The following is a 25411-nucleotide window of genomic DNA, read 5'->3' as shown; positions in this document are numbered from 1 at the left end:
AGAGTGCAGCGGGTACCTCTACCCGCCAGCGGTGACCAAGAAGATCCTCGGCGCGGGGCTGAGCGTCTTCACGGCAGCCGCCGCCCTTCAGAAGGCTCTCGGGTCCACGCCCTTCTCTGTCGTGGACGCGTCGAATGACAGCGTCGCTTACTGCATCGCGCTGGTGTACACCACCTTCGGCGTCGCCCTCGGGGTGGTCTCGACGGTCTATTCGCTGAAGACGTCGAGTCTTCGCCTCATGGGATACCTGGGCGCTTATCTGCTCGCGTTCGCGTCGATTTCGCTGATCAACTCCCCGGCCAATCTCTGGATGCAGTTCGCCAATGTGGCTGCTTTCGCCGGTGTTTCCCTCGCGGCCTTTTCGGCGTGGCTGCGCCACATGCGGGAGCGGCCATGAACATGAGCGACGTGGCGGCTCAGATGGTGTCCATTCTGGTCAGCGCCATCGGGCTCGTCATTTTCCGGCTGATCGCCAGGTACATCCCCGAAGATCCTCCGCCGGTCCCGCGTCGACCGGACCACGACGCGGAGATTGAACCAACTGCCGAGAAAGGCCCTGCTGATGGCGAATGAGAAGTGGCACCTTGAGACGAATACGGCGCTGACGGCAGAGCCGGGGTCAGCGGTCGGCCTCGTCGAGGAGCCCCTGACCGCCGAAGAGCGTGTCGCGGAACGGCCCGTCGATTACGGCGACAGCGTCGTTCCCCCGAAGCCCACCTGGTACAAGACCGCCGACGGCCAGCCCACCGGCGCCGGCCGCGTCCAGCCCCACGAAGTCCAGCTCTACTGGCACTCGAACATCGGTGAAATCGCGGCGCACTCCAAGATGCCGCCGCTGCCGCCGCTGCCCGATCAGGGCGGCTACAGCCTCGGCAGCCGGGGGCTGGACCACATCTACATTGCCGGCCACCGCGTCACCATCGTCGGCGAGGGCGACGTCACAGTGCCCGGAGGCGACACCGACGCCCTGATCACCGGCTACTGGGACCGGACCGACCCCGTCCACCCGCAGTGGGTCCGTATCCAGCCGGAGACCTCCTACACCGTCACCGTCGCGGCCTACAACCACGACGACGTCTACGGCGCGGCGAGCGACCCGCTGACCATCACCACGCCGGCCGTCGGCTACGACCAGCAGCACAACACCCTGCCGCCCGGACCGGTCAACGACCTTCAGTTCGCGGGACCTCTGCCGGTCATCACCTCCAGCGGCGGCGGCCCCATCTCCCTGCGCTGGCAGAAGCAGCTCAACGTCACCAAGTACGAGGTCTACACCAACCCCTCTCGCGAGACGGACGTCCCCATGGACCCCGCCCGCATCGGCCTCGAACTCGGCGACGTCAAGCTCGGCGAGATCAACCAGCCCAGTGGCAGCGCGCAGACCGTCACGTACACCACTCCGAACTTCACCGTGCCTGACCAACTCCTGGCCCTCAAGGTCCGCGCCGTCCGCACCGATGCCAACGGCACCTCCACGGGGCCGTTCTCCATCGTGTTGCGCAGCCAGATTCCTCCGGCCACGGCTGTCCCCGGCAAGGCAGGGACGCCGACCCTCACGGAGTCCCCGGTCGTCGGCGGCCAGGTCAAGCTCACCCTCGCCGCACCATCCATCGGACCCACCAACGGCAGCCCGACGTACTACGCGGTCTACGACGGCGTCCGCAAGGTCGCCACGGTCGACGCCCCGCTCGGCACCGCGCCGCACATCACGCTGTCCTACAAGGCCGGCCAGGCGTACAGCTTCACCGTCGTCGCCGGCAACAGCCTCGGTGTGGGGCCGGCCTCCACCGCACTGACCGGCACCGTTCCCACCCCCGCCGCGCCTGCTGCCCCCACCGGCCTCGCACTCAGCGGCAGCCCCTCCACGACCAGCGTCCCCGTCCAGTGGAACGCGATCACGATGGACCCGCCGGTCACCAAGTACACGCTCTACCAGGGCAGCACCAACAAGGGCGACGTCAACGCGCCCAACGCCAGCGGCACCGTCACCGGTTACACCGCCGGCCAGAGCTACTCCATCACCGTGACCGCCACGAACTCCGTCGGCGAGTCGGTGAAGTCCACCGCGATCACGGGCAAGACCAACGCCGTGCCCGGTGCCCCCACGTCCGTCGGCGTGACCAACGTGACCGCCACCGGCATGGACGTTGCCTGGACTCCGCCGACCGGTGCCCAGCCGGCCGTCACCGCTCACCGGGTCTATGACGGCTCGACGCTCAAGGCCACGGTCCCGGCCGGCACCAACTCCACCACCCTCACCGGCTACACGCCCTCCACTGCGTACTCGATCACCGTGGCCGCCGTGAACAGCGTCGGCGAGGGCGCCAAGTCCAGCCCGTCCGTCACGGGCACCACCCCCGCTTCGTAAGGAGGCCGAGACAGTGCCAACTCCCACTCTCGGCCGGATAGTCCTCTACCGACTCTCCGACCAGGACGCCAGCGACATCAACCGCAGGCGCAAGGACGCCCAGGACGCCAACCCCGGCGCCGAGCGCACGGGCGTCATCGTCCATCACGGCAATCCTGCCGCCGAAGGACAGGTCTGTCCGGCTCAGGTCGTCCGAATCTTCGAGCCCTCCGACGCGGTCAACCTCCAGGTCGCGCTCGACGGCAACGACCACTACTGGGCAACCTCGCGCACCCAGGGCACCGACCCGGGCCACTGGGCCTGGCCGGAGGTGAAGTAAATGGCCACCCCGCTCACTTCCGCATCGTTCATCTCGGCCCTGCGCGCCGAGGGAGTCACCGTCGTCGAAGTCGGCTCCTGGGCGACCCACAACCGCAACGCCAAGGGCGCATGGGGACCCGTCCATGGTGTGGTCATCCACCACACCGTCACCCAAGGCACAACCAACACGGTCCAGTACGTCAAGGACGGCGACTCGGAGCTGCCCGGCCCGCTGTGCCACGGAATGATTGCCAAGAACGGCACCGTCTATCTCGTCGGATACGGACGGGCGAACCATGCGGGCGGCGGAGATGCAAATGTGCTGAACGCCGTCATCGCTGAAAGCTACACCAGCACACCCCCCGCCACTCACCAGCACGAAGGCAGTGCCGGCGCCGTAGACGGCAACGCCCGTTTTTACGGTTTCGAGTGCGAAAATCTCGGCGACGGAAAGGACCCCTGGCCGGCTGCGCAACTCGAAGCCATCACCCGGGTATCGGCAGCCATTTGTCGCGCCCACGGGTGGGGCGACAAGTCGGTAATCGGGCACCTGGAATGGAGCGATTGGAAGTCCGACCCCAAGGGTTTCACGATGGTCTCCATGCGCGCTCGTGTCGCCGAGCGTCTCAAGCACGCCTCGAATTGGAGCCCGGGGACCACCCCGCCCACCACCCCGACGCCCACCATCGAGTCCCGGGTGGCTGCTCTTGAGAAGAAGGCACTCGACTACGAAAAGCGCCTCGCGGCGCTGGAAAAGAAAGCAGCCTAGACATGACCGTGTACGACTGGCTCGTGTCGCTGTGGCGCACCGTCATCCCCACCCTCGTGGGGTTCGCGGCAACGGCGCTCGCGCACGTATACATCACCATCAATCAGCAGGCCCTCGCCACTGCGCTGATGGCCGGATTCATCACCGTCTACTACGGGCTCTTCCGGCTCCTGGAAGCGCGCGTGAACCCCAAGTTCGGCTGGTTCCTCGGCCTGGCCCGCCCTCCGTCCTACTCCACGAAGGACGCCGTCGTGCCGGCAACCGCCGCCGTGACTCCCAACACTCCGTACGGTCAGCCGCCCGTTTAGCGGCTACCCGCCTCATTTTTTGAGGCCCTACGGTGACAGACGCCGGAACGCCCACGGGATGGCCGGGGTCCTGTCGTCGTAGAAAGGACACCCGGTGTCCCGCCCGAAGTTCTCCAAGCTCCCGAACATCTCCTGGCACACGTGCCGCCTGATCTCCGCCGCAGCCGCCGTCCTGCTGACGACCCTCTACCTGGTCCAGCCAGCCGACGCCAAGCCACCCCAGAGCCCGCCTCCGCCCGCCGTGCTCACGCCGTCGATGATTCCCCTCGACCTCGTTCCGGCCAGCAGCCACCTGGAGGCCGTCAGCGCCCTCCAGCAGCAGGCTTCCGCGCAAGCCGCCAACTACCGCCGCGTCCAGGCCGAAGCCGCAGCACGGCGCCGGGCCGCAGCCGAAGCCGCAGAACGCCGCGTCGCCGCCCAGCGTCGGGCACAAGCCGCAGCGGAGCGCCAGGCCGCCGCCGACGCCGCCGCAGAGCGCCAAGCCGTCGAACAGCGCACCGCCTCGCGCTCGTCCCGCTCGGCTGCCCGAGTGTCCCTCTCCGGCCAGGCCCCGACCGTGGCCGGCGCCAAGAACTTCGCCCGCGCCCAGTTGTCCTCCTCGCAGTACACCTGCCTGGACAACGTGGTCGACCACGAGAGCGGCTGGAACCTCTTCGCCACCAATCCCAGCTCGGGTGCGTACGGCCTCATGCAGGCCCTCCCGGGATCAAAAATGGCCTCCGCCGGCTCCGACTGGCGCACCAATCCCCGTACCCAGATCAAGTGGGGGCTCTCCTACATGGAGAACAACTACGGAACTCCGTGCGGAGCCTGGAATTTCTGGCAGAAAAATGGGTGGTATTAGCGTCAACGCATGACGAAGATCCGCCTGCTTCTTTGCAAGGACTGCCACTCCACCGAAGTGCTCCCGCACTACGAAGGTGATCCGCGCGGAGACATGGTCCTCGAATACGCCGTCGCGAAGCACCAGTATCCCAACGGTGAGCGACACCTCGGCCGGCTCTACCCGATCGAAGGCGTAGACGAGGACCGTTGGCATTCCGACAGCGCCGCTCGCGAAGAAATCCTCAAGCGCGTCTGGCAGGAAGAGGGCGCCACCGGGCTGGAACCGTGGGTCTATCAGGCCGTGGACACCCTCAAGGCGGACGCCATGCAGTGCTGGCGCGGCCGGGGCCGGCCGGAGACCTGCTCCGATTTCCACTCGGACAAGAAGATCCTCATCCCGCCGACCGCTGCCGACCGCAGGGCCGAAGGTCTGCCCAAGTGGAACAAGGCGAACCCTGCGGGACAGAGGTATCTCTGCGACTACTGCCCCATCCGCAGCGTCAACGAGCAGAAGATGCGCGCAAAGCTCGGGCTCTACGAATGACCGCCGGCAACCACCTCGCCCCAAAAGGCGGCTGGGAGAGGCGCTTCTTCGACAAGGTCGACCCTGGCACCGAATTCGACGACTGCCACATATGGCAGGGAGCCCGCGACGACTACGGATACGGCAAGTTCCGGCTGCCCACCGGTCACGTCAAGGGCACCCACATCATCGCTTGGGAACTGGCCAACCAGAAGACGGTTCCCCCGGGTTGGCACGTCGACCACCGCTGCCGCATTCGCTCCTGCTGCAACCCTGAACACCTGGAGCCCGTGCCGGCCACGGAAAACGTGGCCCGGGGAGAGTCCTTCTCCGCGAAGAACGCGCGCAAGACCCACTGTCCCAAGGGTCACGAATACACGGATGAAAACACCCGCTGGCACTCCGGCCGACGCGAGTGCATCACCTGCATCCGTACTCGCGACCGCGCTCGCCGGAAGGCAGCACGCGAGGAAAAAGAAGACCTCTACGCACATGACATCGACTAGGAGAACAACCTCATGCCGCTCGACACAGTAGAGTCCTCGAACTTCGGCGGAAGCCTCAATGTCCGCACCGCATTCATGGTCGTCCAGCACGAAAACGGAGAGTGGGAGGCCATCAGCGACCTCTCGAAGTCCGTCACAGCCGAACACCCCACCTCTGTCATCGAGATGAAGTTCGGCTGCTCCGAGGTCGTCTCGGACATCGAGGCGTCCAAGCAGGCCGCCATCACCGCGCACCAGCTCATGGCGATGACGGCACAGATGCAGCAGGCCGCACAGACCAGGTCCCTCGCCGACAGCCTCAAGCTGTGATGGAGCCGTGCTGGCCGACTTCCTTCGAGACCAGGGCAACGGCCTCTTCCACGTCGTCCGTAACGTGGAAGAGCATGAGGTCTTTCTCAGACGCCTTTCCTTGTGCAACCAGCGTGTTCCTGAGCCAGTCGACCAGGCCACCCCAGTACTCGGTGCCGAAGAGCACGATCGGGAAGCGCGTGACCTTCTTCGTCTGAACAAGGGTCAGCGCCTCGAAGAGTTCGTCAAGGGTTCCCAGTCCCCCCGGCAGCACAACAAACCCTTGGCCGTACTTAACGAACATCATTTTTCTTACAAAGAAATAGCGGAAATTGAGCCCCAGGGACACGTACTGGTTGAGGCCCTGCTCGAAGGGCAGCTCGATGCCGAGGCCGACGGAGACGCCGCCCGCTTCGAGGGCGCCCTTGTTGGCGGCCTCCATCGCGCCGGGGCCGCCGCCGGTGATGACGGCGAAGCCCGCCTCGGTCAAGGCGTGGCCGATCCGCACGCCGGCCTCGTACTCGCGGGAGTCGCGCGGCGTCCGGGCGGAGCCGAAGACGCTGATAGCGGGACCGAGTTCTGCCAGCGCGCCGAAGCCCTCGACGAACTCCGACTGGATACGCAGCACCCGCCACGGATCGCTGTGCACCCAGTCGGTGGGGCCGTGGCTGTCCAGCAGGCGCTGATCAGTGGTGCCCGGCTGCACCTGCTCGCGTCGGCGGATCACCGGCCCCTGCCGTTGCTCTTCAGGGGCCTGCATTTCCTCGGGACTAGCCACAATGTGCTCCTTCACTGCTATGCGTCATTCCGGGCCAGGGTAGATCCGCGAGGGTTACCGACGGGGGATGTCAGCATGGCCACCCTGCTCAACCGCTCAGGGATACTGCCGGACGGCCGACGGCCACCAGGGCGTCATCGGACAAGCCGAACTCCAACACCGGTGCGAGCTGGCTCATTTCGTGGATCAGCCCCGGTCCGAACCGTGGGGCTCCGACCCGAGGGCCGATAGGCAGACCCAGGTAGGCGTCGCCCGGCGTCAGCCATGTCGGATCTACGACAGTCCCGTCCTCGGCAACGCACCAGGCGTGCTGGTAATGGATCAGATCTCCGTCGTAGTCGCACACCGCGTACCCCTCGGCGTAGACCAACTCGGGCCGGACGGTCGCCAGGGCGAATGCGTTCGCGTAGCACTGCCTCGGGCTGAGCCGATGCACCGACGCCGGCAAGGACGCCGGCGTGAAGAGCCTGCCGTGCTCCAGCAGAAGATCCGCGAGCGACCCGAAAGCCCACGCGGCCCTGCGGCCCGTCTTCGGCGTCCTGGAGACCTGCGCCCGCATCTCCGCAAGAAGCAACTCCTCAATCGTCACCGGCTTCTCCCCCTTCTGCTCGCACCCTAACGCCGCAGTCGCGGGTGCCAATCATTACCGTTCCAAAATCCAGCATTAATACGCTTTCTGCACTTATCAGGCATACGGAGCTGATCAACGTGCTGACAGCCGTGCTGGTCGTCGAAGGCGTCCTCCGCATACCCGGCACCGAAGGCCACTACGACACCGGATGGGGCCTGTACCAGGCCCTCGTCAAGAACTCGCGCCTGCACCTGCTCTCCCACACGTGGACCGAGCAAGACATCGCTCTGTGGCTCACCAAGCGGCACCTGACCGGCCACCAGTCCTACCTCCACGCCCCCGAGCCCGGACCGGCCGGCCGCCTCGAAGTACTCCAGCGCGTCCGCGCTTGGCGCATCGGCGCCCTCGTCATCGAGTCCGACCCCGCCTGCGCCACAGCCGAGACCTCGGCCGGCTGGAACACCGCGCTCGTCACCCCCGCCTTCCAAGGGCCCCAGCAGCCCACCCCCAGCCCCCAGGAAGTCCGCCCCTGGACCGACCTCGCCGGTGCCGTCGAGCGCCAGCACGATCTCCGCCTCTTCCCCCACAGCACGGAGCAGCCATGAGCGCCAAGCACACCACCACGGCCCACCGCCGAGACACCGATCTCGTGCGGTTCCACCTCGACCGCGCCGAGGACGTCACCGGAATTTCCGGCACCGGGACCGTGGCGGGAGGCGTGATCTTTCCCGACGGCACCGTAGCCATGCGCTGGAACACGCACATCGCCTCCACCGCCGTCTACGACTCCATCAACGACGTCGTGGAGATTCATGGCCACAACGGCGCCACCGTGGTCACCCTGATCGACACCCGCGAAGCAGGCGCCGCATGAGCATGTCCCGCAAGCACTACCGCGCCTTGGCCGAGATCCTCCGCCACGCACACGAGTGCTATCCCGAGGCCGCGAATGCGCTCGACCGAGTCACCCAGGACGTCGCCGGAATCTGCGCAGAGGACAACCACCACTTCCGCCGCCAGCAGTTCTACGACGCAGCCCGCCCGGAGACATCGTGATCTTCTACTTCGCCGGCACAGAAATCCCCTCCCACAGAACCCTGTGCGCGGCCGAAAGCGTCCCCCACGTCGGCATGTCCTACATGGGGTTGCGGCGCCGGGTGAAGTTCACCAAGCCCTGGTCGATCGCTGAGCACTACTCCCCCGAGCAGTCCGTCTTCCTGGACAGTGGCTGTCACACGCTCAACCGGGCCGGCGTCGAGGTCACCCCCGAGGAGATCCAGGAGATAGCCGACCACTACGACGAGTTCGCCGAACAGAACCTGGACCGCGTCCAGGCGTACACGGAGTTCGACGCACTGCCCATGGGCCGCGACTGGATCGAGGCCCGCCGGCAGCACCTCGACCCCGAAAAGTCCATCGTCGTCTGGCACGAGGAATGGGGCCTCGACGCCCTCAAGCGCATGGCCGACCAATACCCCTACATCGCCGTCGGTCAGGGCACCTGCGGCGACCGGGACATCATCCCCGTACTCCGCAGCCTCTCCCGCCAGATCAAGCTCCACGGGATGGGGTTCTCATCCCCGCCACTCATGCTCTCCGCCGACTGGTACTCCGTCTCCTCCACCACCTGGCTGAGCGCCGCCCAACACGGCGAGACGTTCGTCTGGACCGGCAACGAGATGAAGCGGTACCCCGCCAGATACAAGGGGCAGGCACGCAAGCGCCACCGCACCCTCATCACCGGCGCCGGCTTCGACGCAGACCTCATCGACAACGACGACGCGAGCGAGAACCTCCGGCTGTCCCTGTGGTCGTGGCGCCATCAGATCGACCACATCTCGCAGCGCCATGGCAAGACAGTAACTACAACGCCCCTACCCCCCACACCAGACAACGCGGAAAGCAGTGCCCCCACAGTTACGGCGACGCCCGAGAAGGCCGGGCACGAGGGGGTAACTGAGCCGTCTGCCAAACGAGTGAGGAAACTGCTACCCGGCATCGAGACCGAGGAGTTCCTTCACCGCTACACCGACCCCGACACGGGTGAACGCCGCACCCGCACCGAGCACCGCATCAACGCCGTCGACCCCGGCGTCCGCGTCTGTGACGGGTGCTTCCTGGCCCAAAAGTGCCCCGAGTACCAGCCCGGGGAATCCTGCGCGTACGAGCTGCCCGTCCGCGTCCGCACCAAGGAGCAGTACATCGCGCTCCTTGACAGCATGATCAGCATGCAGGCCATGCGCGTCTTCTCTATGCGCATGTCAGAGGAGGTAGAAGGCGGGTACGCCGACCCAAATCTCTCCCAGGAGATGGATCGCCTCGCGAGATTCGTCAAGCTCAAGTCCGACATCGAAGAGGCCGGATTCACCTTCTCGATGAAGATGCAGAGCAAGGACAACGCGGAGGTCGGCTTGATCAGCCGACTCTTCGGGCCAAAGAGCGACGGGCCCCCCGCGCTGTCCCCCGCCGGAACAGTGTCAGCCGAAGACGCCCTCGGCCAGATGGGCATCATGGACGCCGAGATCGTCGAGTAACCCACGCCAAGGGAGTAACCCCTTCCGCGTACTTCCCGACCGGAACCCGCTCCTACGGCAGCTCCTCGCCCCGCTCACCCAGGCCGTCCCGCAAGATCGCCTCCAAGGCGCCGAACCTCTCGTCGGTCACCTCGATGGACACCCGTCCCAACGCACCGAGGCTTCGGTTCTCCTGCACGTCCACCCGCACTCCCATCGCCGAGCGCCCCGGCACGTGCACCTGTGCGTGGAGCCGCTCCAGCAAGTCGGCCAAGACCGGGTAATGCTCCCTGAAGGCCGCCTTCTCTTCCGCGTCCCTCGCCGCACTCTCCGCCGCGTACGCCTCACGGCGGCGTTGCTCGCGCTCCTGCACCTCGGCCTTCTCGGAGGCGTCTGCCTCGCGAAGGCGCTTCATCACGGCTGCCAGACGCTCCGGCGTGAAGAGGAATCGGACCTTCGCCATCGCCGGGCCGGGCTGCCGGTGATCGGTGATCTCGTACCAGCCACGCTTAACCGCGCCGTTCACCCACGGCGTCGGCGCCTCCTCATCCTGCGCCGGCCACGGGAAGAGCAGGCGCCGGCCGACATGTGAGACCTGCACAAGCCGCCCCTCCGCCAGCAGCATCAAGACGTCCGCCCGCGTCGTAGTGTCGTTGACCCCCAGCTTCTCCGCCGTCTTGCGGATCGCCACACCCACGCTGAGGAGTTCGGGGTCTTTGAGACCCGATTCCAGGGCCGACACCGTCGCGATCACGGCCGCCAGACGAGTCTCCAGTCGGTTGTCCATACGCCTCTCCTTCACAGCGCCTGTCTACCATCCGCCACCGCCAGTACGGGATTTTTCACCTCTTCCGGTGCCGTCTCTTCGGCTTCCTCCGCCTCCTCAGCTTCGGCATCCTCGGCTTCGGCATCGTCGGCAGCTTCGGCCGCCAGTCAGAGTCCGCCAGCAGTACAAGGGAAAAGCCCCCCACAACAAGGACGCCCAAGGTGGCCACCGCCGTCCAGGGGCTGTAGAAGATCAACTCCAGAACCGAGAAGAGGAAAGACACGAGACCTCCAGACATGACGAAGCCCCCGCTCCGGACCGAAGCGGGGGCTGACCGACCTACGGCGTCGGCCTACTCCCTCGGGCACCCCGCATGCGGCTCCAAGCACGCGTGCACGCCCAGGTGCGTGATCCCGCCCTCGACTCGTGCCAGGACCGCGAACGCCGTCGCCAGGGCCGCCAGGACCCCAGTCGGCTTCTGCTGCTGCTTCTGGAACATGAAGGCGTCCGCCCCGGACGCGATCAGCGCCGAGCACTCCTTCGCCAACACGCCGATCTCCAGCTCGCTCGCGTCCCGCAGCTCCCAGATGCGCAGCGGCACCAGCCCAACCAGGGCGTGCCCCACGCGCTCCCAGAACTCGTCGGTCTCCATCCGCTCATTCGGTACGCACGTGACGAACCCGAGCAGCGAAGGCGTTATCCGCGAGTCATCCATCGACTCCTCCTCGAAATGTGTCTGGACATGACAGAAGCCCCCCGGCTCCCGAAGGAGACGAGGGGCTTCGTGGATGAGATGGCGCTTATTCGGCCGGTTCTTTGAGCGTGATCTCTTCCTTTTCCAGCCGGTCGAAGATAGCGCCGATGTGCGCCTGGACGTTGTCGGGCGTGGCCTTGCGCCGCATGTTCAAGTTCTCGTCCGTCGCCGCCCCGCCGAGGATGGTGACCTCCCCGTAGTCCGGATCGGCACGGAACCTGCGGAGCTGGAATCCTGTGCCGCCCTCCCACACGACGGCGATCCCCGGCGCCCGCTTGTCGACGTAGAACCCCATCATCGGAGATTCACCTCCGCCGTGGCCTCTCCAGGTGCCTCGGACGGCTGTCGGGCTGGCTCAGCCACGGCTGTCCTGCCGTACCGTCTCGATGTACCGGTCCTCGATCTGGAACGGCATCTCCCCCGCGATGACCCACAGGGACTCCGGGAGCTGGCTCTGTGCGATGCCTTCGGCCTCGGCCGGGTTCGGCCGGCCATCGACGTCCCACACCGCGAAGACGTCACCGTTCCAGCCACCGATCCGGTTGACCGCGTCCTCGACCTTGGTGGCCACCTTGATCTCGTCGGTGACCACCAGGTCGTCTCCGCCGGCCTCCAGCTTCAACTTCGCCACGACGTAACTCATGTCGTCCTTTCACCCCACCTTGTCTCGACGACTCAGCTTCTCGGCTTCGTCGCCCTCGTGATTATCCCGCAGGACGTTCAGTCCCGGGGCTTGAACCCTGCCTTCGCACACATCGCAGTCGCAGGTGTGCGTCATACAGGGGCAACCCGTGTCATCGCAATATGGCTCGGGCCCGTGCAGATGTGTCGGGTCCGGCTCATCGCAATTCCAGTCCTCGCAGGATCGGTCGCGCCCCCAGGTGGGATACACGATGTGCTCCCGCCTGAATCCGTGGGGTAGAGGGACCTCCGGGCACTCGAACTCCGCCTGCCCCGCCCGCTCCTTGGAGGCAAAAGCGGCCCGACAGCCCGTGCACTGGAACCGGCCCTCGCCCCGCAGCCGAACGGTATGCCTGGCCACCGAACCTCGCTCTCTTGGTATTTTCTAACTGTAATTCATTCACCCCAATGGCCGCTGACAAAACGCCAGCACCCGGGGAAGGTCATTGCCATGTCGACGAATGACCGCTCCCCGGGCGCTGGGCTTACCCCGGACCAGGCCGCGCACCGCGATCAGTGCATGGATCGGTTCTGGGGCGCCTACGGGACCATCCTCAGCCGCATGCGGCTAGATGGTCGTCTTGAGAAGATTCCTCTTCCGCAGGAACTTCCCAGTGCGGGACAATCACCAAGCGATTGTTCTTCTTCCCGGGCTGCTTGACCACTAGCATGTGGTCGACCAGCGGTTCGAGGCACATGCGCTTCTCGTCGTCGTTCATCAGCGGCCACGTATCAGCCAGGCTGCGGAACTCAGCGGGCGACGGCGGCTTCGATACCCGAGCTGAAGCCTTCTTTTTCATTTGATCCCGCATCGCGGTGAGGGGATCGAGTTCTGCGGTGATCTCGGCCTGTTTGATGCGGAAGGCCGTCGGGTGCAGGGCAGCCTCTTCGTCAAGCTGCAAGTCCGTAAGCCTGGAAAGCTTGCGCTCCAGAACCGCGATCTTCGTCTCAAGCTCCTGAAGTGCGGATTTCTTCTTCTCGACTTCCGCCTTCTTCACCGCCGCCTTCGCGACAGCCTCGCGTCCTTTTTCCTCATCCGAGGCTTGCTCTGACAACCAGTCCAACACGCACTTGTCTGCCAGATGCCGACTGATGGTGATCCCGCTACACAGCTTCTCTCGAACTGCCCGGCAACCGTACGTGCCGACATAGGTCTTCGCGCCCTTGGGACCTGTTCTCGACTTGCCTGCCGTCATACGACTCCGGCACAGCTCTCCGGGAGTTGTCACCGGTACGCGCTCGGGATCTTTCGGCCGACCGCAGCGCAGAAACGGGCTGAACGGGTGCTTAACCTTAGAGGAGAAGGCCGCCTCTTCTGCCGGCGTTCCCCGCTTGGCCTTATAGCGTTCCCAGAGTCCCGGCTTGGTGATGCAGGGCTTGTGCTTACCCAGCTCCCAGACGTCGTAGGTGTCGGGACGATTGCTGGTGTACTTGCGCGTCAGTCCACGCCCTGTTGCCGGGATCGTTCGCCTGCGAAGCCACCCTGCGCCGAAACCCGTATCCAGCGCGGCAAACCACTGGGCTTCAGTCATCGGGTTGTTGCGAACAGAGGTGACACCCCGCTTCCGCATCTCGATGACCAGACGACGGGCGGGCTCGTTTCCGTCAGTCCAGCGTTCCATGAATTCCGCGAGGGCATCTGCTCGGAACTTGTCGATCTGATGGAGCCCATTGCACTCGCCGCACTGCTTGGTGACCCGGCGCCTTATCTTCCCGTTCGAGAGAGTCTCTTCGGTCAGGGTGCACTCTGGGCAGATCATGTAGCCCATACGAGGCGCCCCCGTATGAGGCTTACCTTCTTTGCGGCGGCGCGCGTGCGTCCGAATCCAGTGGTCGCCGATGTGGTTGCGCTGAATATGTGCAACGAAGTCGTCGGTGTCGCGCTGAGTGCGTCCCTCCGAAGTGGTGATGTCGGTAGGGTTTTTCGCGGCGATGAGATAGCCGCCGACCTCGTTGAGTTGCTTTTCCCAAGCCTGGTTGAGGGTGATCCCACCTCGACCAAACCGGCTGCGGTCGGCAGTCAGGACGATATTGGCGTCGCCCTGCCGTACGTGGTTGAAGACGGTGGCCATCTTGCGTTTCTCGAAGGTGCCACCGGATTCGCCCCGGTCTTCGATAACGGCGTATACGCCAATGCCCCACTTGTCGCAGAACTCTGTGGTGACCATGAGCTGTTCCGTGAGGCTGAACTGCTCTTCCCGGTCGGTCGAGATCCGCAAGTAGATGATCGCGATGAGGACTTCGAATCCGGGGATTTTCCGAAGCTTTTCGAGGAGCTGCATCAAGCCTCCGTTGGTCAGCCCCCCTCGGTTCCCAGTCTTGCAGGTGGGGGTCCTCTGGAGGGGTATCTCGATACTCGTGTTGACCAACAATCCACGAACATCGTCTTGCGGACGAAGAAGTAGCGGAAGTTCACGCCGATGTCGACGTAGGGGTTCAGCCCCTGCTCGAACGGCAGCTCGATGCCGAGGCCGACGGAGACGCCGCCCGCCTCCAGTGCGCCCTTGTTGGCCGCCTCCATCGCGCCGGGGCCGCCGCCGGTGATCACCGCGAAGTCCGCCTCGGCGAGCGCGCGGCCGATCCGCACCCCGGCCTCGTACTCGCGGGAGCCGACCGGGGTACGGGCGGAGCCGAAGACGCTGACGGCGGGGCCGAGTTCGGCCAGGGTGCCGAAGCCCTCGACGAACTCGGACTGGATCCGCATGACCCGCCAGGGGTCGCCGTGTACCCAGTCGGTCGGTCCGTGGCTGTCCAGCAGCCGCTGGTCGGTGGTGCCGGCCTGGACCTGCCCGCGGCGGCGGACCACGGGGCCGGTGCGCTGTTCGGCCCAGCCGTTGCCGTAGGTGGCGCGCTCGGCCGCCGCGTTGGCCGCGGCGGCCTTTTCCTGGGCCTCGTCCAGGTACTCGCCGGCGTCGCCGGTTTCGGATGCTTCAGTCATACCGGCAGCGTACGCATATCGGGGCGCCACGGCCGGGGGGTCGTCGGGTGCCGCGCGGCGCCCCCGCCCGCGCGTCGCCCCGACGCCTCCGGCGGGACGCGGCAGTCGGGCACGGCGGCGCGGGACGGCGTACGGCGGTACACGTCAGCCAGCCGCGGCCGGCCGGGCGGTACGCGGTCACCCCGTCAGCCAGCGGCGCAGTTTCTCCTCCGCCTCCAGGACGGCCGCGACCGCGACGTTCTCCTCCCGGGTGTGGGCGAGGGTCGGGTCGCCGGGACCGTAGTTCACCGCCGGGATGCCGAGCGCGGAGAAGCGGGCCACGTCGGTCCACGCCTCCTTGGCGGCGGGTGCGGTGCCGATCGCCGCGACGAACGCGGCGGCGGCCGGGTGCGAGAGCCCCGGCAGGGCGCCGGGCGCGCTGTCGGCCAGGACGACCTCGAAGCCGTCGAAGACCCCGCGCACCCGCTCCAGCGCCTCGGCCTCGCTCTGGTCGGGTGAGAAGCGGTAGTTGACGGTCACCGCGCAGCTGTCGGGGATGACGTTGCCGGCGTGGCCGCCCTCGATCAGCACGGCGTTCAGGCCCTCGGGGTAGACCAGGCCGTCGATCTCGACCCGCCGCGGCTCGTACGCGGCCAGCCGGGCCAGGATCGGCGCGGCCTTGTGGATGGCGTTGTCACCCAGCCAGCTGCGGGCGGAGTGCGCGCGGCGCCCGGTGGTGCGCACCTGGACCCGCAAGGTGCCCTGGCAGCCGCCGTCCACCCGGTTGCCGGTGGGCTCCAGCAGTACCGCGAAGTCGCCGGCCAGCCAGTCCGGGTGCCGTTCGACCAGCCGCTTGAGGCCGTTGAACTCGGCGGCGATCTCCTCGGCGTCGTAGAACACGTAGGTCAGGTCCCGGTTCGGCGCCGTCAGCGTCGCGGCCAGCCGCAGCTGCACGGCGACCCCGGCCTTCATGTCGGAGGTGCCACAGCCCCACAGCAGCCCGGCCCCGTCCAGCCGCGACGGCACGTTGTCCGCGACCGGCACGGTGTCGATGTGGCCGGCCAGCACCACCCGTTCCGCCCGTCCCAGCGCGGTCCGGGCCACCACCGCGTCGCCGTCCCGGTCCACCCGCAGTCCCGGCACCGCGCGCAGCGCCTCCTCGATGAGATCCGCCAGCGCCCTCTCGTCCCGGCTGACCGACGGCACGTCGACCAGCCGCGCGGTCAGCCGCGCGGCGTCCATCCCCAAGTCCAGTCCGTTGCCCATGCGCCCGACCCTATGACGGCGCCCGGCCGGCCCGGGTGAGGTGGTGGGCCGCACCGCGTCCGCTTCGGTAGGGTCGGCACATGCCCAGCGCATCCAGCCGGCCCGGGAAGGGCGAGACGTCGCGCGGCCGCGGACTGAGGATCGTGGCCCTGGGGCTGGTGCTGCTGGGCGCGGCGGGCTACGTGGCGTACCACTTCGAGCAGGAGAACGGCCCGCCGGGGGCGGGCTGCACCGTACGGGCGGCCGGCGGCGAGCTGTCGCTGTCGGTGAAGCAGGCGGGGAACGCCGCCACCGTCGCCGCGGTCGCGACCGCGCGGGGGCTGCCCGAGCGCGCGCTGACCATAGCCCTGGCCACCTCGCTGCAGGAGTCCCGGCTGGAGAACCTGGACCACGGCGACCGCGACTCGCTGGGCCTGTTCCAGCAGCGCCCCTCGCAGGGCTGGGGCACCGAGCGGCAGATCCTGGACCCGGTCTACGCCTCCAACGTCTTCTTCGACAGCCTGGTGAAGATCAAGGGCTACACCCGCCTGCCGCTGACCGTCGCCGCCCAGAGGGTGCAGCGCAGCGGCTACCCGCAGGCGTACGCCAAGCACGAGGCCGACGCCACGCTGCTGTCGGCCGCGCTGTCCGGCCACGACGCGGGCGCGCTGAGCTGCACGACCGGCGCGGACACCCCGTACAGCGCGGGCGGCAGGCCCGGCAGTACGGCCGCCGTGGCCGCCCTGCTGACCCGCGAGTTCGGCGCGCAGGTCGCGCCGCACGCGGACGGCGGGCAGCCCCGTACGGTCGCGGTGCCGTCCGCCCCGGCCGGGGGCGCCGCCGAGGGCGACGGCACCCGGCGCGGCTGGGAGCTGGCGCAGTGGGCGGTGGCGCACGCCCACGACCTCAAGGTCGAGCGGGTGGCCTTCGGCGGCATGGACTGGCAGGCGGCGCAGTCGGCCAAGGGCTGGCAGAAGCAGCGGCCGGCGGCGAGCAGGACCGGTGGCGGCGCCCGTACCGGCAGCAGTGCGCCGGTGGGCGGCCGCCCGGACGGGCTGGTGCTGATCACGGTGGCGGGCTGACCCGGCCGCGACCGCCTCCGCCGCCCTTCGCGACATGCCCCGTCCTGCCCCGATTCCCGCGTCCGCCGGCCTGGCGGCTTGCCGCCGTGTCGTGTTCACGCCTGCACCCCGCCCGCGCTGCTCCGGCGGTCTCCGGCCGCCCCGGCCGCCGCGCACAACCGCCGCACAGGCAACACAAACCATCGGAAAGCCCGTCAGTTCCGGTGCCGGTCCGCCGATTCCGGATCCCGATCGTCACCCTGGGTGCCGAAACACGACGCTCCGCGTTCATTGACATGTTCCGCGCAGGACTCGCACGTTGAGCCCCGGTGGATGCCCGCGCACCCACCGTCGCCCGAGCACCGCGTACGGGTCGCCCCCTGCCATCACGCATGGAGTCACACTTGCGCACGTCCGACATACCCAGACCCGTTACCCGGCGGAGGATCGCCGCCCTGCTGGCGGTTTTCAGCGCCACCGCGCCGGCCGCGCTCGGCGTACAGGTCAGGTCGACGACGTCTTCGCCGGCGACCGGTCCCTGACGCCCAACCCGGGCGCGCTGGTGGTCGGCACCGTCACCGACGCCAACACCGGCGCGGGCGCGGGCGCGGGCGGCGCGACCGTCACCGACACCGCGGCCCCGGCCGAGACCGCGACGACGGTGGCCACCCCCGACGACCCGAACCTCGGCGACGGCTTCTACTCGCTGTTCTCCACGGTCCTCGGCAGCCACCCGTTCAGCGCGGCCAGGGCGCACTACAGCCCGCTGTCCAAGACGGTGAAGGTCGGCGCGGACAGCGCGGTGCGCGCCGACTTCAAGCTCAAGGCCGGGCGGTTGACGGTCACCCCGGCATCGGCCAGCGCCTCGGTCGGCTGGGGGAAGTCGGCGGCCAAGAACCTGAAGGTGAAGAACACCGGCGGCGCGCCCGCCGCGCTGAAACTGGGCGAGCAGTCCGGCGGCTTCCGGGTCGAGGCCGCGGGCGCCCCGCTGAAGACGGTCCGGGGGGCCTTCTCCCCGCTGTCCGGCAAGGCCGCCAAGGCGGTGGCCGGGGCAGGAACGGGAGCCCGGCCGGCCGCGGGACCGTCGGACGGCGCCTGGCAGACCGCCCCGGACTTCCCGCTGAGCGTCATGGACAACGCCGTCGGCGCCTACGACGGCAGGATCTACTCGGCCTTCGGCTACGACGGCTCCGTGGACAGCAAGGACCTGTACGCGCTGGACCCGGTCGCCGGCAGCTGGACGAAGCCGGCGGGCGCGTCCGACACCCGCGAGTCCCCGGCCCACGGCTTCATCGACGGCAGGTTCTACGCCGCCGGCGGCCGGGGCCCGACCGGCGACCCCGACCCGAAGCTGGAGATCTACGACCCGGCGGCCGACAGCTGGTCCCCGATCGCCGACCTGCCCTCCACCCAGTGGGCCGCGGCCTATGCCGCGGCCAACGGGCAGCTGCTGGTCTCCGGCGGCGTCAGCTCCGACGCGCTGACCGACCGGGGCTACGCGTACAACCCGCAGTCCGGCACCTGGAGCACGCTGCCGAACGCCAACCTCGCGGCCTACCGCAGCGGCGGCGGGGTCGGCCTGTACAAGGTCGGCGGCGGCGACGCCCCCGGCAGCCCGGTGGCGTCGGTGGAGCTGCTGCCCGGCTACGGCCAAAGCGGCTCGGCCGACGTGACGCGGCTGAGCGAGAGCACCGGGCAGCTGACGCTGGCGGCCGGCGCCTCCGCCCGATCACCGGATTCCTATGATGTGACGCATTGCCCGTTCTTTACCCGAGTGCCCCGCAACCTTCCGGCCCGCCGAGCGGTAGTCAGCGTGTCCGCCCGGCGGACACCCGACGGTTCCCCCCTCCGCACAAGGAGCACCACGCACCATGTCCCTCCCCCTCCCGCGCCGGATCGTCCAGGCCGCACTGCTGCTCGGCGCCGCCGCCGCTCCTCTGATCGGGGCGGGCGCCGCCCACGCCGCCGCCTCGCCCGACCCGGACCTGGGCGGCCTCAGCCACCTGGAGACCGGCCTGAGCAACACCGTCCAGGGCACCTCGCACCAGGCGTCCCTGCTGGCCGGCCAGGCCGGCACCCAGGCGGCGACGACCGTGCTGCCGGCCGCGGACCGGGTCGTCGGCACCACCGCCAGGGCCGCGCTGCCCACCGCGCGGCGGGCCACGGGCGGCGCCGGCGACGCGGCGGGCCGGATCGTCGGCGCGACCGCGGAGTCCGCGGGCAGCGCGGTGCCGGACCTGCTGCCGGCCTCAACGCCGCCCGGCACCGGCGCCCTCCCGCTGGGCGGTCTCCCCGTGAGCGGGCTCCCGCTGGGCTGAGCGGCCCGCGTCAGGAAGGGGAGGGGCCCGGCGGACACGGGTGTCCGCCGGGCCCCTCCCCTTTGCCTCCGTCCTCCCTACGCCGCCGGGCGCGTCGTCCGGTCCGGGGCTCAGCCGGCCAGCCGGTCGACCGCCGCCGCCACCCGCTCGTCCGTGGCGGTCAGGGCGACCCGGACGAACCGCGCGCCGGCCGGGCCGTAGAACTCGCCGGGGGCGACGACGATGCCCCGCTTGGCGAGGTCGCCGACCGTCTCCCAGCACCCCTCGTCGCGGGTGGCCCACAGGTAGAGGCTGGCCTCGCTGTGCTCGATCCGGAAGCCGGCGCCCTCCAGGGCGGCCCGCAGATCGGCGCGGCGGCGGCGGTAGCGCTCCTTCTGCTCCACCGCGTGCGCCCGGTCGTCGAGCGCGGCGGCCATCGCGGCCTGCACCGGCTGCGGCACGATCATGCCGGCGTGCTTGCGTACCCCCAGCAGCTCGCGGACCACCGCCGGATCACCGGCCAGGAACGCGCCGCGGTAGCCCGCGAAGTTGGACCGCTTGGACAGCGAGTGGACCGCGACCAGCCCGTCGTGGCTGTCCCCGCAGACCTCGGGCCGCAGCACCGAGACCGGCTCCGCGCCCTCCCAGCCCAGCTCGATGTAGCACTCGTCGGACACCACCAGGACGCCGTGCCGGCGCGCCCACTCCACGATCCGCCGCAGCTCGCCGACCGCCAGCACCCGCCCGGTGGGATTGGACGGACTGTTCAGCCACAGCACCCTGACCCGCGCCGGATCGAGCTCGGCCACCGGGTCGCCGTACGGGACCGGCTCGGCGCGGGCGATCAGCGCGCCGATCTCGTACGTCGGGTACGCGAGGTCCGGGTAGCCGACCTGGTCGCCCTCGCGCAGGTCCAGCAGCAGCGGCAGCAGCGCGACCAGCTCCTTGGAGCCGATCAGCGGCAGGACCGCCGCCGGGTCCGCGCCGGCCACCCCGTGCCGGTCCCGCAGATAGCGGGCGGCGGACTCGCGCAGCGCGGCCGTGCCGTAGGTCAGCGGGTAGCCGGGGCTGTCGGCGGCGGCAACCAGCGCCCGCCGGATGACGTCGGGCACCGGGTCCACCGGGGTGCCTACCGACAAATCGACCACGCCGTCCGGATGCGCGGCCGCGGCGGCCTTGTACGGCTCCAGGCGGTCCCAGGGGAACACCGGGAGGCGGGCGGAGATGCTCACGTGTTCACTCTCGCTCGTGCCCTGCCGGGCTCGGGGCCCAGGGGAGACACCACGGCCCCGTACAGCTGGTCGCCGTACGGGGCCCGCAGCGTGGTCCCCGGGCGGCGTCAGCCGTTCTGCGGGGGCAGTGCGGCGATGAAGGGGTGGTCGCGCTCGATCAGGCCCAGCTTGGAGGCACCGCCGGGCGAGCCGAGCTCGTCGAAGAACTCCACATTCGACTTGTAGTAGTCCTTCCACTCCTCCGGGGTGTCGTCCTCGTAGAAGATCGCCTCGACCGGGCAGACCGGCTCGCACGCGCCGCAGTCGACGCATTCGTCCGGGTGGATGTACAAGGACCGGGAGCCCTCATAGATGCAGTCGACCGGGCACTCTTCGATGCACGCCTTGTCCTTGACGTCGACACAAGGCTGCGCGATGACGTAGGTCACGCTGTCGTTCCTCCTCGATAGGGCTCATCTCGCGCGGGGAGCGCGGCGTCGTCGATGCCCGCACCTAGTATCTCCGTTCCGGGGCACGATCCGAACAGGAGGGGCACGCATGCCAGGGGATTTCTCGTCCGGAGCTCGGCTCGAAATCCGGATCACCCCCGACGACGTGGGGAAACGGGTATCGGTACGACAGCTGACGGAGATCACCGACGGGCATCCTACGTTCACCGACACGGTGGGTGTTCTCGTATCGTGGGATGCGGAAGTGGTGAGTGTCACTCGCCGGACCGGGGAAACGGTCCGCATCCCGCGGGCGGTGCTGGTAGCGGGCAAGGTGGTGCCGCCGGCCCCGGTGCGCCGGGGTCCGGGCGTACCGGCCGTCACCGCCGAGGAGTTGGAGCGGATCGCGTCCCGGGCCTGGCCGGCCGCCGAGACCTCGGCGCTGGGCGGCTGGACGCTGCGGGCGTCCGGCGGCTTCACCCGGCGGGCCAACTCGGTGCTGGTCGGCGGGGATCCGGGCATGCCGGTGGACCGGGCGCTGGCGGAGGTGGCGCGCTGGTACGGCGATCGGGGGCTGATCCCGTATCTCCAGGTGCCGGACTCCTCGCCGTTGGGGGCGGCGCTGGACGGGCGGGCCTGGATACGGGAAGGGGACACCCTGGTGCGTACCGCGCCGCTGGCCCCCCTCACCTCGCTGCCGGACACCGGGGTGACGCTGTCGCGCACCCCCGGCCCCGACTGGCTCGCCGCGTACCGGCGCACCGGGGAGCGGGCGGACGCGGCGCTCGCGGTGGTCTCGGGCGGGCCCGCGGTGTGGTTCGCGACGACGCCCGGCGGCATCGGGCGGGCCGTGGTGGACGGGCCGTGGGCGCTGTTCGGCGCGGTGGAGGTGGCGCCGTCGCGGCGGCGGCGCGGCCTGGCCACCGCGGTGATGGGCGCGCTGGCCCGGCAGGTGTACGACGAGGGCGCCACCGCCGGATACCTCCAGGTCGAGGCGGACAACGCCGTCGCGCGGGCGTTCTACGACCGGCTCGGCTTCCTGGACCACCACGGCTACCACTACCGGCGGCCGGCGGCATGACGCACCCCTCCGTACGAGACCGGTTCGCGGCGGCGGCCCGCGAGGAGCGGCCGGACCTGGCCGAGCTGTGCCTGCTCATCGGCGCGGAGGCGGACCCGGCGCTGGACGGCCCGGCCTGCGACCTGGTCCAGGTCGAGCTGGACCGGCTGGCCGGGCTGCTGCCGTACGGGCTGAGCACGCCGCGGCAGTGGGCGGACGCGCTGCACCGGGTGCTCGGCGTCGGCCACGGCTTCCGGGGTTCGGCGGCCGACTACCAGAAGCTCTCCTCCTCCCTGCTCCAGGAGGTGCTGCGGCGCCGGCGCGGGCTGCCGATCCTGCTGTCGGTGGTGTGGATCGAGGTCGCCCGGCGGGCCGGCGCGCCCGTCTACGGGGTCGCGCTGCCCGGCCGCTTCGTGGTGGGCCTGGGCGATCCGGCGGGCGCGTTCGTTTTGGTCGACCCGTTCGACGGCGGCCGGGTGCTGTCCGAGCGGGACGCGGAGCTGCTGGTGGCGACCACCACCGGCGCGCCCCTCGCCGCCGCGATGCTGACCCCGGCCGACCCGCTGGACGTGGCGCAGCGCATCCTCAACAACATCCGGGCCTGGGCCGCGCCGCGCCCCGAGCGCCGCCCGGTCGCGCTGTGGACCCTGGACCTGACGCTGCTGCTCCCCCGGCACCCGGCGAAGCTGCGGCTGGAGCGCGCCCAACTACTGGTGAAGATGGGCGACTTCCTGGGCGGGGCGGCGGAGATGGAGGAGTACGCGGAGGTGATCGGCTCCTTCGACCCGGAGACGGCGGAGATCATCCGCCGGCAGGCGCGGGGGGCCCGCGCGATGCTCAACTGACGGGCGGCGGCCGGGTTTTACGCGGGAGGGCCGGGCCGGTGCGGGAGCGGGCGCCCGGCGCGTCCTTGTCACGGTGACGCCGACCGCCGGCCCCCGGCCGGCGGGACACCTACGCCCACGGCGCGGGCGGCCGCGCCGGGACGGCGGTCACGGGTCCGGCGCGGGGGCCGGGGCCGGGCGGCGCGCCGGTCAGCCCGTGATGCGCATCAGGGTGAGGTGGTCGCCGGACAGCGTGAAGGCGAAGTCGGACGGGCCGTTGAAGCCGTTGCCGCCCACCTGGGCGCTCACCGTCGTGGTGGGGCCCGTGGTGCGGACCGCGGTGACCAGCAGCGTCACCTGCTTGCCGATGAACTCCTCGTCGCTCCACGCGCGGATCGCCTCGTGCCCGCGGAAGACCCGGCCCCAGTCGTCCACCGCGCCGTCGTCCGCGAAGGCGTGCACGAAGTCCTCGGTGTTGCCGGCGTCGGCGGCCTCCAGGGCCGCGGCGACGGGGACGGGGAGCGTGACGGGGCTGGTCATGTGCGGCCACCAGGAGGTAGGGCGGGTGTCGGTCGGTTGTCGCCGTTATACCGCCCGGCGCGGGCGCCGCCGCGGTCCGACACGTGCGCGCCGGGTCCGTTCGGCCGAGTCCGGCCCGGCCGGTCCGGCGCGCCCGGCGGTCCGGCCCGACCGGCCGCCGCGCCCGCCGGCTCAGTCGACGCCGCCGCCCGCCCCGTCCGAGCGCCAGCCGGCCCCCCGCACGCTGGGCTCGGTGCCCTCCGGGACCGGCTCCTGCCGCGGCTCGGGCAGGTCGACGCCGCCGCGCACCGCGCCGTAGTGCCGCCCGAGCAGCGCCGCGCCGAAGACCACGAAGCCGACCCCGATCAGCCAGGTCACCACCATCAGCACGGTGCCCACCGGGCCGTAGGTGATCGCGTTGGAGACGATCAGCGGCGAGAAGATCCGGGAGGAGAAGACCCGCAGGCCGCCGAGTCCGGCCATGGTGAACACCGCGCCCGGCAGCGCGGTACGCAGGTCGATGCCGCCGGTGAGCAGGAAGCGCTGGCCCCAGGCGAAGAAGAGGATGCCGAAGAGGACCGTGAGAGTGATCCGGACCGCGCTGCGGAGCAGTCCGGTGCCCATCACGGTGGCGCTCTGCGCCTCGCAGAAGAGATAGCCGGTCAGCACCGCCAGCCACACCGCGCGCCGCCACTCGCTGTGCCAGGGGCTGGCCGGCAGGTCCCAGATCTTGCGGTAGCCGGTCTCCACACTCGCCGAGAACGACAGTCCGAAGAACGCCAGCGAGGCCAGGCTCCAAGCACCGGTGGTACTGAGCACCTTGCCCGGCGCGCCGAAGAGGCTGCGGACCGCGCCCGCCGGCTGCGGGCCGAGCCCCATGCCGTCCACCACCCACTGGGCGAAGCCGGCGCCGTGCTGCCACGGGGTCGCGGCGGCGACCACCACCAGCAGCGGCATCAGCGTCACGAAGCCGAGCGCCGCGAAGCCCATCGAACGGTGCATCAGTTCGATTTCGGCGCCCTGCTTCCACATTCGCCCCATCGCGGACCTGTTCCAGGTCCTCCGCAGATGCGCCATGGCGTCAACCTCCAGCAGCGTCTCCCGCTGTGGATACCCGTCGAAGTCCCCCGCACGCAACTTGGGCCGGCGCGGATCCGGCTATATCCCCATGCCGGCCGCGGGATCCCGGCCCCGCAGGCCCCGTGGGTCCGTCGGCCCGGCCGGGCCCGGCCCCGCAGGCCCGCCGACTCCGTCGGCCCCGGACCCCGGCCCCGCGGCCCCCGCTACCCCCGCGGCTCCCGGCGAACCGGCCACCGGCCACCGGCCACCGCCCCCACGGGCTCCCGGCAGAACCGCGCCCGACCGGAACGCCGCCACTCCCGAACCGGCAGCCCCGCCGGTTCGGCCGGGCCGGGCGCCCGCCGGCGCATACGCTCCTGCCATGAACGACAGCGACTTCGTGCGCCGGATCATCGGCATCCTCACCGAGGCCAAGCAGATGCAGACCCTGCTGGAGGAGGACCCCGACCGCGAGGACATCTCCGGCGACAACGTACGCGCCCTCCTCAACGAGACGATGCCGGTCATCGAACTGCCGGTGGACGCCACCCCGGCCGAGCTGGGCGAGGCGATCAGCCTCCAGCTCAGCCCGGTCATCGAACGCCTCACCGGCGCCTTCTCGCTGATCTTCCTCCAGCTGGCCGACATCCACGACGCCGGCCGTACCGACATCTCCTCCGCCGACGTGCTGCAGGACCTCGCGCTGCGCGCCGACGCGCTGTGGCCGGGCGACGAGGACGACGAGGACGACGCGGACGACGCTTCGTAGCGGCTCACGGCGGCGGAGCCGCGCGGCGCGGGGCCGCAGGCAACGCCCCT

General features: G+C 69.6%; 34 protein-coding genes and 2 pseudogenes. 20 read left to right on the top strand and 16 right to left on the bottom strand.

The window, feature by feature from the left end:
• Nucleotides 1-31 precede the first annotated feature (31 nt).
• The 10 genes from RLT57_RS20005 (at nucleotide 32) to RLT57_RS19960 (ending at nucleotide 5908) form a co-directional block, all read left to right on the top strand.
• Entirely contained in the window at nucleotides 32-397 is a 366-nt protein-coding gene (locus RLT57_RS20005) for a hypothetical protein (protein ID WP_311298767.1), read from the top strand.
• Nucleotides 394-573: a hypothetical protein gene (locus tag RLT57_RS20000; protein ID WP_311298766.1), complete on the top strand. Its 180-nt coding sequence runs from the start codon at nucleotides 394-396 to the stop codon at nucleotides 571-573. Before RLT57_RS20005 ends, RLT57_RS20000 begins: the two co-directional genes overlap by 4 nt.
• Nucleotides 563-2368, top strand: a complete 1806-nt coding sequence (locus tag RLT57_RS19995; RefSeq protein WP_311298765.1) for a fibronectin type III domain-containing protein — start codon at nucleotides 563-565, stop codon at nucleotides 2366-2368. Before RLT57_RS20000 ends, RLT57_RS19995 begins: the two co-directional genes overlap by 11 nt.
• A gap of 13 nt (nucleotides 2369-2381) precedes the next feature.
• Nucleotides 2382-2687: a hypothetical protein gene (locus RLT57_RS19990; protein WP_311298764.1), complete on the top strand. Its 306-nt coding sequence runs from the start codon at nucleotides 2382-2384 to the stop codon at nucleotides 2685-2687.
• Nucleotides 2688-3437, top strand: coding sequence for a peptidoglycan recognition protein family protein (locus RLT57_RS19985; protein ID WP_399129045.1), 750 nt, complete (start codon nucleotides 2688-2690; stop codon nucleotides 3435-3437).
• A 2-nt stretch (nucleotides 3438-3439) separates the two neighbouring features.
• Nucleotides 3440-3745: a hypothetical protein gene (locus tag RLT57_RS19980; RefSeq protein ID WP_311298763.1), complete on the top strand. Its 306-nt coding sequence runs from the start codon at nucleotides 3440-3442 to the stop codon at nucleotides 3743-3745.
• Between the two features lie 94 nt (nucleotides 3746-3839).
• The gene (locus tag RLT57_RS19975) at nucleotides 3840-4589 is read left to right on the top strand and encodes a transglycosylase SLT domain-containing protein (RefSeq protein WP_311298762.1); all 750 of its coding nucleotides are present in this window, start codon (nucleotides 3840-3842) and stop codon (nucleotides 4587-4589) included.
• Between the two features lie 9 nt (nucleotides 4590-4598).
• Nucleotides 4599-5114: a hypothetical protein gene (locus tag RLT57_RS19970; RefSeq protein ID WP_311298761.1), complete on the top strand. Its 516-nt coding sequence runs from the start codon at nucleotides 4599-4601 to the stop codon at nucleotides 5112-5114.
• Nucleotides 5111-5599, top strand: a complete 489-nt coding sequence (locus RLT57_RS19965) for an HNH endonuclease signature motif containing protein (RefSeq protein ID WP_311298760.1) — start codon at nucleotides 5111-5113, stop codon at nucleotides 5597-5599. Before RLT57_RS19970 ends, RLT57_RS19965 begins: the two co-directional genes overlap by 4 nt.
• Nucleotides 5600-5611: 12 nt before the next feature.
• A complete protein-coding gene (locus RLT57_RS19960; protein WP_311298759.1) occupies nucleotides 5612-5908 on the top strand; it encodes a hypothetical protein in 297 nt (98 codons plus the stop codon).
• Here the strand turns inward: RLT57_RS19960 and RLT57_RS19955 are convergent.
• Together RLT57_RS19955 and RLT57_RS19950 are read right to left on the bottom strand one after the other, a co-directional pair.
• Nucleotides 5898-6647, bottom strand: coding sequence for a TIGR00730 family Rossman fold protein (locus RLT57_RS19955; RefSeq protein WP_311300787.1), 750 nt, complete (start codon nucleotides 6645-6647; stop codon nucleotides 5898-5900). The genes RLT57_RS19960 and RLT57_RS19955 overlap by 11 nt on opposite strands.
• Before the next feature lie 106 nt (nucleotides 6648-6753).
• Nucleotides 6754-7254, bottom strand: coding sequence for a hypothetical protein (locus tag RLT57_RS19950; RefSeq protein WP_311298758.1), 501 nt, complete (start codon nucleotides 7252-7254; stop codon nucleotides 6754-6756).
• A 119-nt stretch (nucleotides 7255-7373) separates the two neighbouring features.
• On the opposite strand from RLT57_RS19950, the gene RLT57_RS19945 reads away from it, so the two are divergent.
• The 4 genes from RLT57_RS19945 to RLT57_RS19930 are packed head-to-tail and all read left to right on the top strand — an operon-like array spanning nucleotide 7374 to nucleotide 9770.
• The gene (locus RLT57_RS19945; protein WP_311298757.1) at nucleotides 7374-7841 is read left to right on the top strand and encodes a hypothetical protein; all 468 of its coding nucleotides are present in this window, start codon (nucleotides 7374-7376) and stop codon (nucleotides 7839-7841) included.
• Nucleotides 7838-8110: a hypothetical protein gene (locus RLT57_RS19940; protein ID WP_311298756.1), complete on the top strand. Its 273-nt coding sequence runs from the start codon at nucleotides 7838-7840 to the stop codon at nucleotides 8108-8110. Before RLT57_RS19945 ends, RLT57_RS19940 begins: the two co-directional genes overlap by 4 nt.
• Nucleotides 8107-8292, top strand: a complete 186-nt coding sequence (locus tag RLT57_RS19935; protein WP_311298755.1) for a hypothetical protein — start codon at nucleotides 8107-8109, stop codon at nucleotides 8290-8292. Before RLT57_RS19940 ends, RLT57_RS19935 begins: the two co-directional genes overlap by 4 nt.
• Nucleotides 8289-9770 (top strand): hypothetical protein, encoded by a 1482-nt coding sequence (locus RLT57_RS19930; protein ID WP_311298754.1) that lies wholly within the window; start codon nucleotides 8289-8291, stop codon nucleotides 9768-9770. The genes RLT57_RS19935 and RLT57_RS19930 overlap by 4 nt, the downstream gene beginning before the upstream one ends.
• A 52-nt stretch (nucleotides 9771-9822) precedes the next feature.
• Here the strand turns inward: RLT57_RS19930 and RLT57_RS19925 are convergent, their stop codons facing one another.
• The 8 genes and pseudogenes from RLT57_RS19925 to dapE all read right to left on the bottom strand — a co-directional run bounded on the left by RLT57_RS19925 (nucleotide 9823) and on the right by dapE (nucleotide 16133).
• Nucleotides 9823-10536 carry a hypothetical protein gene (locus tag RLT57_RS19925; RefSeq protein WP_311298753.1) on the bottom strand — a complete coding sequence of 238 codons (714 nt, stop codon included), beginning with the start codon at nucleotides 10534-10536 and terminating at the stop codon, nucleotides 9823-9825.
• A gap of 55 nt (nucleotides 10537-10591) precedes the next feature.
• Nucleotides 10592-10798: a hypothetical protein gene (locus RLT57_RS19920; RefSeq protein ID WP_311298752.1), complete on the bottom strand. Its 207-nt coding sequence runs from the start codon at nucleotides 10796-10798 to the stop codon at nucleotides 10592-10594.
• 69 nt (nucleotides 10799-10867) lie between these two features.
• Nucleotides 10868-11230, bottom strand: coding sequence for a hypothetical protein (locus RLT57_RS19915; RefSeq protein WP_311298751.1), 363 nt, complete (start codon nucleotides 11228-11230; stop codon nucleotides 10868-10870).
• A gap of 85 nt (nucleotides 11231-11315) precedes the next feature.
• The gene (locus RLT57_RS19910; protein WP_311298750.1) at nucleotides 11316-11567 is read right to left on the bottom strand and encodes a hypothetical protein; all 252 of its coding nucleotides are present in this window, start codon (nucleotides 11565-11567) and stop codon (nucleotides 11316-11318) included.
• 57 nt (nucleotides 11568-11624) lie between these two features.
• A complete protein-coding gene (locus RLT57_RS19905; protein WP_311298749.1) occupies nucleotides 11625-11912 on the bottom strand; it encodes a hypothetical protein in 288 nt (95 codons plus the stop codon).
• Nucleotides 11913-12504: 592 nt separating this feature from the next.
• Entirely contained in the window at nucleotides 12505-14232 is a 1728-nt protein-coding gene (locus RLT57_RS19900) for a recombinase family protein (RefSeq protein ID WP_311298748.1), read from the bottom strand.
• A gap of 92 nt (nucleotides 14233-14324) precedes the next feature.
• Nucleotides 14325-14888: pseudogene (locus tag RLT57_RS19895) on the bottom strand (LOG family protein); the annotation flags it as partial.
• Between the two features lie 177 nt (nucleotides 14889-15065).
• Entirely contained in the window at nucleotides 15066-16133 is a 1068-nt protein-coding gene (gene dapE / locus RLT57_RS19890; protein ID WP_311298747.1) for a succinyl-diaminopimelate desuccinylase, read from the bottom strand.
• An 80-nt stretch (nucleotides 16134-16213) separates the two neighbouring features.
• On the opposite strand from dapE, the gene RLT57_RS19885 reads away from it, so the two are divergent.
• Nucleotides 16214-17194: a heavy metal transporter gene (locus tag RLT57_RS19885; RefSeq protein ID WP_311298746.1), complete on the top strand. Its 981-nt coding sequence runs from the start codon at nucleotides 16214-16216 to the stop codon at nucleotides 17192-17194.
• 483 nt (nucleotides 17195-17677) lie between these two features.
• Here the strand turns inward: RLT57_RS19885 and RLT57_RS19880 are convergent, their stop codons facing one another.
• Both RLT57_RS19880 and RLT57_RS19875 read right to left on the bottom strand, forming a co-directional pair.
• Entirely contained in the window at nucleotides 17678-17842 is a 165-nt protein-coding gene (locus RLT57_RS19880; protein WP_311298745.1) for a hypothetical protein, read from the bottom strand.
• An 87-nt stretch (nucleotides 17843-17929) separates the two neighbouring features.
• Nucleotides 17930-18304 (bottom strand): hypothetical protein, encoded by a 375-nt coding sequence (locus tag RLT57_RS19875; RefSeq protein ID WP_311298744.1) that lies wholly within the window; start codon nucleotides 18302-18304, stop codon nucleotides 17930-17932.
• On the opposite strand from RLT57_RS19875, the pseudogene RLT57_RS19870 reads away from it, so the two are divergent.
• Nucleotides 18303-18701, top strand: a pseudogene (locus tag RLT57_RS19870) (Kelch repeat-containing protein); the annotation flags it as partial. The gene RLT57_RS19875 and the pseudogene RLT57_RS19870 overlap by 2 nt on opposite strands.
• Nucleotides 18702-19044: 343 nt before the next feature.
• Nucleotides 19045-19491 carry an ATP-binding protein gene (locus RLT57_RS19865; RefSeq protein WP_311298743.1) on the top strand — a complete coding sequence of 149 codons (447 nt, stop codon included), beginning with the start codon at nucleotides 19045-19047 and terminating at the stop codon, nucleotides 19489-19491.
• A gap of 110 nt (nucleotides 19492-19601) precedes the next feature.
• On the opposite strand, the gene dapC is transcribed toward RLT57_RS19865, so the two are convergent.
• Both dapC and fdxA read right to left on the bottom strand, forming a co-directional pair.
• The gene (gene dapC / locus RLT57_RS19860; protein ID WP_311298742.1) at nucleotides 19602-20702 is read right to left on the bottom strand and encodes a succinyldiaminopimelate transaminase; all 1101 of its coding nucleotides are present in this window, start codon (nucleotides 20700-20702) and stop codon (nucleotides 19602-19604) included.
• A gap of 107 nt (nucleotides 20703-20809) precedes the next feature.
• The gene (gene fdxA, locus RLT57_RS19855; protein ID WP_311298741.1) at nucleotides 20810-21130 is read right to left on the bottom strand and encodes a ferredoxin; all 321 of its coding nucleotides are present in this window, start codon (nucleotides 21128-21130) and stop codon (nucleotides 20810-20812) included.
• Nucleotides 21131-21239: 109 nt separating this feature from the next.
• Here fdxA and RLT57_RS19850 point away from each other — a divergent pair, with 109 nt between their 5' ends.
• Both RLT57_RS19850 and RLT57_RS19845 read left to right on the top strand, forming a co-directional pair.
• Nucleotides 21240-22211: a GNAT family N-acetyltransferase gene (locus RLT57_RS19850; RefSeq protein WP_311298740.1), complete on the top strand. Its 972-nt coding sequence runs from the start codon at nucleotides 21240-21242 to the stop codon at nucleotides 22209-22211.
• Nucleotides 22208-23035 (top strand): transglutaminase-like domain-containing protein, encoded by an 828-nt coding sequence (locus tag RLT57_RS19845; RefSeq protein WP_311298739.1) that lies wholly within the window; start codon nucleotides 22208-22210, stop codon nucleotides 23033-23035. The genes RLT57_RS19850 and RLT57_RS19845 overlap by 4 nt, the downstream gene beginning before the upstream one ends.
• A gap of 189 nt (nucleotides 23036-23224) precedes the next feature.
• Here RLT57_RS19845 and RLT57_RS19840 read toward each other — a convergent pair whose 3' ends face one another.
• Together RLT57_RS19840 and RLT57_RS19835 are read right to left on the bottom strand one after the other, a co-directional pair.
• Nucleotides 23225-23554: a nuclear transport factor 2 family protein gene (locus RLT57_RS19840; protein WP_311298738.1), complete on the bottom strand. Its 330-nt coding sequence runs from the start codon at nucleotides 23552-23554 to the stop codon at nucleotides 23225-23227.
• Nucleotides 23555-23725: 171 nt separating this feature from the next.
• Nucleotides 23726-24610 (bottom strand): ribonuclease BN, encoded by an 885-nt coding sequence (locus tag RLT57_RS19835; RefSeq protein ID WP_311298737.1) that lies wholly within the window; start codon nucleotides 24608-24610, stop codon nucleotides 23726-23728.
• Nucleotides 24611-24974: 364 nt separating this feature from the next.
• Here RLT57_RS19835 and RLT57_RS19830 point away from each other — a divergent pair, with 364 nt between their 5' ends.
• Entirely contained in the window at nucleotides 24975-25361 is a 387-nt protein-coding gene (locus RLT57_RS19830; protein ID WP_311298736.1) for a hypothetical protein, read from the top strand.
• The last annotated feature ends 50 nt before the right edge of the window (nucleotides 25362-25411 follow it).

The sequence above is a fragment of the Streptomyces sp. ITFR-21 genome, from assembly GCF_031844685.1.
In the GTDB taxonomy this organism is placed as follows: Bacteria; Actinomycetota; Actinomycetes; order Streptomycetales; family Streptomycetaceae; genus Actinacidiphila.
This window is presented reverse-complemented; position numbering and strand designations above follow the sequence as displayed.